This window comes from uncultured Gimesia sp., assembly GCF_937910335.1.
Taxonomy (GTDB): Bacteria; Planctomycetota; Planctomycetia; order Planctomycetales; family Planctomycetaceae; genus Gimesia.
Genome location: NZ_CALEMX010000529.1, coordinates 1 through 4,009, shown reverse-complemented (window position 1 = coordinate 4,009; position 4,009 = coordinate 1). Strand labels below are relative to the sequence as shown.

At 45.0% G+C, this 4,009-nt stretch carries 5 protein-coding genes; 2 read left to right on the top strand and 3 right to left on the bottom strand.

All coding sequences use genetic code 11. The features are described 5' to 3' along the window. The first annotated feature begins 166 nt into the window (after positions 1 to 166). Positions 167 to 361 carry a twin-arginine translocase TatA/TatE family subunit gene (locus Q0668_RS21810; RefSeq protein WP_298868537.1) on the top strand — a complete coding sequence of 65 codons (195 nt, stop codon included), beginning with the start codon at positions 167 to 169 and terminating at the stop codon, positions 359 to 361. Between the two features lie 131 nt (positions 362 to 492). Further along, a complete protein-coding gene (locus tag Q0668_RS21805) occupies positions 493 to 819 on the top strand; it encodes a twin-arginine translocase TatA/TatE family subunit (RefSeq protein WP_298868536.1) in 327 nt (108 codons plus the stop codon). A gap of 34 nt (positions 820 to 853) precedes the next feature. Here the strand turns inward: Q0668_RS21805 and Q0668_RS21800 are convergent, their stop codons facing one another. The 3 genes from Q0668_RS21800 to Q0668_RS21790 all read right to left on the bottom strand — a co-directional run bounded on the left by Q0668_RS21800 (position 854) and on the right by Q0668_RS21790 (position 3,988). Next, positions 854 to 2,494: a hypothetical protein gene (locus Q0668_RS21800; protein WP_298868535.1), complete on the bottom strand. Its 1,641-nt coding sequence runs from the start codon at positions 2,492 to 2,494 to the stop codon at positions 854 to 856. A 307-nt stretch (positions 2,495 to 2,801) separates the two neighbouring features. Continuing rightward, the gene (locus Q0668_RS21795) at positions 2,802 to 3,449 is read right to left on the bottom strand and encodes a bifunctional 4-hydroxy-2-oxoglutarate aldolase/2-dehydro-3-deoxy-phosphogluconate aldolase (protein ID WP_298868533.1); all 648 of its coding nucleotides are present in this window, start codon (positions 3,447 to 3,449) and stop codon (positions 2,802 to 2,804) included. A 53-nt stretch (positions 3,450 to 3,502) separates the two neighbouring features. Then, a complete protein-coding gene (locus Q0668_RS21790; protein ID WP_298868531.1) occupies positions 3,503 to 3,988 on the bottom strand; it encodes a hypothetical protein in 486 nt (161 codons plus the stop codon). Positions 3,989 to 4,009 lie beyond the last annotated feature (21 nt).

Genomic DNA, 4,009 nt, shown 5'->3' with positions numbered 1-4,009 from the left:
TTTCCTCAGCGCCCACAGAGCATAACTCATTGGAACATCCCATTTTGCTGGTGTTCATTTTATCGGTGAAGTCTTCATCTGTTATCATTTCGCCGAATGAACCTGATCAATTATAAACGCAATTGTCGACTTCGACTAATGCATTAGAGTTAATGGGACCATTAGTATGTTTGGCTTTCCGGGCTGGATTGAAGTTACCATCATTTTAGGGATTATCTTGCTCCTGTTTGGTAAACGTTTACCAGGGGCCATGAATTCTCTTGGGAAAAGCATTGTAGAATTCAAAAAAGGGGCACGAGAAGATTCTGACGAAGAAGAAACATCCAAGTTCCCTCCGCATGACACCAAACCAGATAATTAATCGGTTCAGAAAATTTTTTAGTGCGACAAACTTCCCGGTTGCTGTATTCAATATAAATGAGAAATAAGGCACAGAGGGCGCGATCTTTTGTGTATTGCCCTTAACACCTTTAGTATAAAAAGAGGTTAAACATGTTCCAAACTATCACACAGATGACTGCTGTTCCTGCAATTTTTGGGATGCCTGGCGGATATGAGATGATCATCGTCGGGATTATCGCTTTGCTTCTCTTCGGTAAACGACTACCGGAAGTGGCACGGAGCCTGGGCAAAGGGATTGTTGAATTCAAAAAAGGAGTCAGTGGAATTGAAGACGAGGTCAATCAGTCAACTTATTCGGATTCACAGACTGAAACTCCGCGACCTACGCCTGAAGAGCGTTCTGATGAATTTACAGCCCCCAAGTTCGAAATTCCCAGTTCAGAGCCAACCGACGAACAGAAGTCTGAAAAAACATAACCTTTGTGAAGTCCTGGAATCAGTTTGATTCGACTTAATAAGGGGATTGACTGATCACTTCAACGTCCACAATTCGTCCGGAAGGCTTGGTCAAATCCAGGGTAATTGGTGCAGGCGTGACCGCTTTCGAGATATTGTCGGCAGCATCGCGTGCTACTACTTGCAGATAAAATCGAGAAGGATTGCCTGGACCAACAGTCCATGTAAACCGACCTGTATCTTCCTGCCAACCGACTATGGGCTCCCATGGGCCATCTGGCTGAGTAGAATAATTGATAGCGATGGACTTTTCTGCCAAATTTTGATCACTCATTTCCCAGGAGATCGTCACTTTATTTGCCTGCCCGCTTAACTCCTGTTTCACCGGATTTAACTTAACGACAGGAGCAATACGATCGACTACAATCACAACATCCGGCTTTTCACCTGACTTAGGTAAGGCATCGGCCAGTCCTACACCACTTCGCACACGAAGCGCAAATCCATAGATTCCATCTTGAGGAACTTCTACGTGGAATGGGCTTTTTTTATCAGGATCTTCTCCATACTTATACCACTTCTGCCCATTATCTTCAGTGATATACAGCTCAACGGCTCCGACTCCTGAAGGACCAACTTTGTCGACTTGAAAACCAATCTGGAACTGAGTTCCATTTAAGACCTGTTTTCGCTTCGGTTGCCAATTCTTCTCTTTCAATGGATATCGGTTTTTGGCATAGAGTGGTCGTTTCTCCGGATCATCGGCGACGTATTGTCCTTTTATTTTATCCTGAATTGATTTATCGATTGGGGGTACTTCGTTCACACCACCTTTTTTAGGAAAGACGCTCGGTAGCTGTCGGTTTGCAAGAGGAGTATGAGTTTCCAAGGTATCCAGTTGATTCGGTTTCAGAGGTTTTCCTGAGCCCGAATAGGGTGCAGGTGTTTCTGGATCGGTCATGGTTAATCTATTTTCAGGCAAGCCACCTTGTGCAATGGGTTGATTGAAATCAGGTAGCTCTTGCTTGGCCTTGGGCACTGTACGGCTGGCGGCAGCAACCACTCGAATCTTTTTTTGACTGTTACCAATATTATTGGCATGGTCTTTGATCATTCCACGGACTGCCACAACTCCACCTTGGGAAATCGACCAGGTTGTCTGACCTTTACGATGCGGGGCAACAATCACTCGTTGCCAGTTCTGGCTGCCATTTTGAGAATATTCCAGAACCAGCTTGGTCGGGTCGAGGTTCTGGTCCTCTGCATTCCAGACAAGTTGTACTTTACCGGGAGAAATCTGTCTCAAATCAAGATCTAACTGAGGCGGAGTTGTGTCGATCACGACCCGCAAACCAGGTTCAAAAACTCGACCGGAAGGATGGAGTTGATTTTTTGAATCGAGAGTACGAACTGAAAACCAGTATTCGCCATCTTGTGTGGCTTCAAAAGGAAACTTCCGGGCCTGGGGAGATACTGATTTCAGATGGTTCCAACTCACACCACGATCCGTGGAAGCATAGAGCCTGATTTCGCGAGCTCCCAAGCGGTCTATCTCAGCCTGATCGTAGTGATAGGGAATTCGAAACTGGGTCTTACTGGTATAGACGGGTGCAGAAGGAATAGCAGCAGCCTGGGTTGAATCAGATAGAATTCCCCCAATCCAGCAACTGACTACCAGTAATGTAAATAGTCTCATGCCAATACACACTCACGCCCGGACAACGACATTGTTGATGTTATCCAGGCTCGGAGCCCCCTCCTGAGAAGTTGTTATTTAATTCAACAGCCAAGACGTACGGGTACTAGTAAACCGAATCCTGACTATCTAGGGATATCGTCCAATCAGATCGTACGACTTGAGACGATCTTTACGGTTAGATTGAGAGGGCAGACAAGAAAATACTTCCCTATATTATGCAATAGCGAAGTAGAGTCCGGGTAGCTTAAATCTCCACGGGAAGAGGTTATCGCGTCGAATTCAGCTAAATATGAATTTGTGTTTGTCAGCTTTTACGGAGTTGAGAGATCTTATTCATATATTCAGTAGTCAGATTTTGAATTCCCTCCAGATCACCCGATTCAACCATCTGTTTTGTGACAAGAGAACTTCCCAAACCAACGGCACACGCTCCCGCGTGGAGATAGTCGGGTAATGTCTCTAAATCGACGCCACCAGTGGGCATGAGTGGAATTTGAGGCAGGGGTCCATGTAATGCTTTCAGATATTCCGGGCCGCCTACAAAAGCGGGAAATATCTTTATAATATCTGCCCCCGCTTCCCAGGCGGTTAATACCTCTGTCGGTGTTAAAGCACCCGTCATAACCAGTTTGTCATACCGATTGCACAATTCAATCACTTCTGTATTCACTGTGGGCGTCACAATGAATTCTGCTCCCGCGAGGATGGCAGCTCGTGCTGTTTCAGAATCAAGAACCGTTCCGGCGCCTAACAGGATCTTGTTACCCAGTTCCCGCTTGACTTGAGCAAGAATATCAAGAACACCCGGAACTGTAAAAGTGACTTCGATGACGTCTAAGCCACCTGCATAAATAGCTTTAGACACATCAACCAGTAACTCACCAGAGGGAGCACGAATAATAGCAACCGCTCCGCGATCAATAACCTGAGCGAAATCAGCATGTCGACTCATAAGATGTCTACTTTCAATATCGATAATCTATTTTGACTGGCGGGGCGTAAATATTAGGCTTGAAATGAGAATTCCTCTGCAAATTCCAAGATCCATATGTCAATCAGGTCCTGGAATGACTGCATATCAGCTTCGGCGACAAACTGATAATGGGAACGATTGTAGGTTTCTTTATTCCGAATCGTCGCTTTGGCAACCAATTCAATGATATGAGTATCCGTAAAGGGTCTGACTATCATTTCCAGGCGGCTGTAAAGGCTCTGTGCTTTTTTCCCAGTGCTGAGACTAACATCATCTCGCGTAATTCGGGACCCCCAACCATCTTCTTCCATGAGGGTTTTAAATTGAAATCCAGGAAAATGATCGGTTAATTTCTTCAAACATGAATCAATATGCTCGGTTAACTCAAGTCGATACTTTAGATGAAGGTTTCGGAACTCCTCTTCAGACATCTTCTTACCAACATCTTGTTGTAGCTCTTCATCTTTGGCGGTACGGCCTTTGTTGATAGCATGCTTTAGACGTTTTTCAAAGTCCATTCAAATTCCTTAAGTCTGTGT